Raw genomic sequence first — 2969 nt, 5'->3', positions numbered from 1 at the left:
CTGCATAATACCGAAAATTCTTAATGGATTTTGACCGCACTTTTTGTGTTACCTACGGTAAAGGTAGCAACCCTAATTCCTTTAAAAACATATTATGTTTTGCTGTTGCTTCCTTGATTTTTCTATCTAAATCCATCAAAACCTGATGATTAGCAGCCAAATCAATTTCTGCTTCAGCAGGTGTATTGCTGACATAGCGGGCAATATTCAAGTTGTAGTCATTATCTTCGATTTCCTGCATAGAAACACGGCGGGTGTAGCCTTGTTCTTCCTTGCGGTATTGGTAGCTATCAACGATTTTATCAATATGTTCGACCGTCAGGCGGTTTTGGCGTTTGCCTTTTTCAAAACCATCGGCTGCGTTGATAAACAAAACATCGTCTTCCTTTTTGCATTTTTTCAACACCAAAATGCAGACGGGAATCCCTGTGGAATAAAACAGATTGGCAGGCAAGCCGATAACTGCATCGATATTGCCGTCTTGCAGCAGTTTTTTGCGGATTTTTTCTTCCGCACCACCACGGAACAATACGCCATGCGGCAAAATAATGGCCATTGTGCCGTTGTCGCTTAAAAAATGGAAACCGTGCAGCAGAAAGGCGAAATCCGCCGCAGACTTGGGCGCAAGTCCATAGCTTTTAAAGCGGAAATCATTTACCAAATCCTCTTTCGGTTCCCAGCGGTAACTAAACGGCGGATTGGCAACGATGGCATCGAATAGCGGCTTTCTCGCCGGATTCATTTCGTTGAGCATATCCCAATCGTTTAACAGCGAATCACCGTGGTGAATGGTGAATTCCGTATCCTTCATACCGTGCAAAAGCATATTCATGCGTGCCAGGTTATAGGTGGTGATGTTTTTTTCCTGCCCGTGGATTTTGCCGATTGTTCCACCATCTTCTGCCATTTGATGGCGCACGTTTAACAGCAGAGAACCCGAACCGCAGGCAAAATCGAGCACATTGTCCAGTTTTTTCTTTTTGCCGGTGGCAGGGTTTTGGGTGTCTAAAGTAACGATACGTGACAAAATCGTGGAAACCTGCTGTGGCGTATAAAATTCCCCCGCTTTTTTTCCCGAACCTGAGGCAAATTGGGCGATCAGGTATTCATAAGCATCACCCAAAGCATCGCTGCTGGTGGAAAATTCGCTGATACCTTCAGCGATTCTTTTTACGATTTGTACCAGCTTGTCATTGCGCTCTGTATAATTTTTGCCCAGCTTTTCCGAATTCAGATTGATTTCGGAAAACAAGCCGGCAAAGGTGCTTTCAAAGGATTCGTTTTCGATATATTTAAAGCCGTCCTGTAAGGTATTTAATAACTTATTGCTTTGAATACGCGCCAGCTCGGTAATACTGCCCCACAAAAATTCGGGCTTAATCACATAATGCACCTTGCGCCGCATTTGTTTTTCAAAGTCGGCGACAACATCTTCATTATTGGCATACCACAGCGCAAGCGCCGTGCGTTTGTCATCATCTGTCAACTGTGGATAATCCCTACCCAGTTCTTTTTGCGCAGCAAGCTCGTAGTTATCGGACAAATAGCGTAAAAACAGAAACGACAGCATATAGTCACGAAAATCATCGGCATTCATCGCCCCACGCAATTGGTCAGCGATTGCCCACAGGGTTTTGCCGAGTTGGTTTAATTGTTCTTGGGTCATGATTATTTCTCGATTAATTGAGGTAAGTGAAAATGGTATTTAGCTAAGAAATTACTAAAAATTTCTTTAAATAAATCCTTATTATCTTGATTCATTTCTCGTGGTTCATAAATAGAATGATTGCCATGACTAAGTAGGTTCAAAGCGCGAGCATACAATACTTCATCGTCAATACCTGCCAAATAAAAATCTGCATACCGATTTAGATAAAATGAAATTCTTTCTTCTAATGCGAGTTCTTTCAATCCGCTGAAGAATTTTGAATCAGAAGTGAGTAGTAATTTTGGTTCTTGTCCCTCGTTAATAAAATCATTATTCCAATAAAATAAGTCTTCGGTATATGCGTTGAAATAAAGGGTGTTGGTTTGGTTGTTATTCTTCCTTTGGTTTTGCTTTTTTACTTCCATAGATAGGCAGGTTTTACCTGTGCCATTGTAAGCATAGCGCAAGACAAAATCTTTATTATTTAAATCATCCCGAATTTTATTGGCAAGTCCTCCCATGGTTTTATAGGTTGTAATTTTTATTTGAGCATTATTCATATGAGTTCCTAAATGTTGGGGAACAACTGCTGTATCAACCCCTTTTTATGGGTTTTCAGACGACCTATCTGTTCGTTTTCTTCGCTAATTAGCTGATCCAGCGAAGACAGGCAATCGGCGATGGCTTGTTGTTCTTTTTTAGATGGAAATATAACAAAAATATTATTTAATCTTTTTGCAGAAATGCCTAAAACTTTTGTTCCTTGAGATTCTATTTGTATTTGTTTTTTAATAAAATTTGCCTGGAATAAATAACCAAGAAACCCGGTAGAAAAATAACTTTCTATCGGTCTTGCCAATAGAGTATGTAAGCCTGAAACCAGAGTTTCATTGTTCAACTTAACAATTTCTATTGCTTTTCCAATATCATCTAAGTCTTCGGAAGCATCTGCAATAATTAAATCACCTTCTTGACAATAATGACTTTCTTTAATTTTTGTTGTAAATACGCTAGAAATAAAGGGGACATTTTCTTTTGTTATATCAAACAAGGTAGAAAATTTAGTATGAATATCCCCATAGTGAATATTTCTAATTAAGCCATTTTCTTCCACAAGCTTGTCTCTAGATAAAGAGTTTGTTGGCAAAAAATCAAATACATCCCCTAATTCAACAACCTCCCAACCTTTACATTTTTTAAATTGCGGAAATCTAAGTTTAGGATAGACTACTTGCTTGCTTGCTTGCTTGCTTGCTTGCTTGCTTGCTTGCTTGCTTGCTTGCTTGCAAATCATTGTGGCTTGGTGTTAATGATCATGCAA

At 39.3% G+C, this 2969-nt stretch carries 3 protein-coding genes; all 3 read right to left on the bottom strand.

From position 1 onward, the window contains the following. Positions 1-52: 52 nt before the first annotated feature. Genes BKK50_RS12075 through BKK50_RS12065 form a run of 3 tightly spaced genes read right to left on the bottom strand, consistent with a single transcriptional unit; the run spans position 53 to position 2942 of the window. A complete protein-coding gene (locus BKK50_RS12075) occupies positions 53-1666 on the bottom strand; it encodes a type I restriction-modification system subunit M (RefSeq protein ID WP_077418465.1) in 1614 nt (537 codons plus the stop codon). 2 nt (positions 1667-1668) lie between these two features. Further along, positions 1669-2208 (bottom strand): hypothetical protein, encoded by a 540-nt coding sequence (locus BKK50_RS12070; protein ID WP_077418463.1) that lies wholly within the window; start codon positions 2206-2208, stop codon positions 1669-1671. A gap of 8 nt (positions 2209-2216) precedes the next feature. After that, positions 2217-2942, bottom strand: coding sequence for a restriction endonuclease subunit S (locus tag BKK50_RS12065; protein WP_077418461.1), 726 nt, complete (start codon positions 2940-2942; stop codon positions 2217-2219). Positions 2943-2969: the final 27 nt, after the last annotated feature.

Source organism: Rodentibacter rarus (genome assembly GCF_001998965.1).
Lineage (GTDB): Bacteria > Pseudomonadota > Gammaproteobacteria > Enterobacterales > Pasteurellaceae > Rodentibacter > Rodentibacter rarus.
This window is presented reverse-complemented; position numbering and strand designations above follow the sequence as displayed.

What these genes read in the sequence shown, in the direction of transcription:
- BKK50_RS12065 (WP_077418461.1), bottom strand. Translation starts at nt 2,942, where the DNA reads ATGATTTGCAAGCAAGCAAGCAAGCAAGCAAGCAAGCAAGCAAGCAAG.
- BKK50_RS12070 (WP_077418463.1), bottom strand. Translation starts at nt 2,208, where the DNA reads ATGAATAATGCTCAAATAAAAATTACAACCTATAAAACCATGGGAGGA.
- BKK50_RS12075 (WP_077418465.1), bottom strand. Translation starts at nt 1,666, where the DNA reads ATGACCCAAGAACAATTAAACCAACTCGGCAAAACCCTGTGGGCAATC.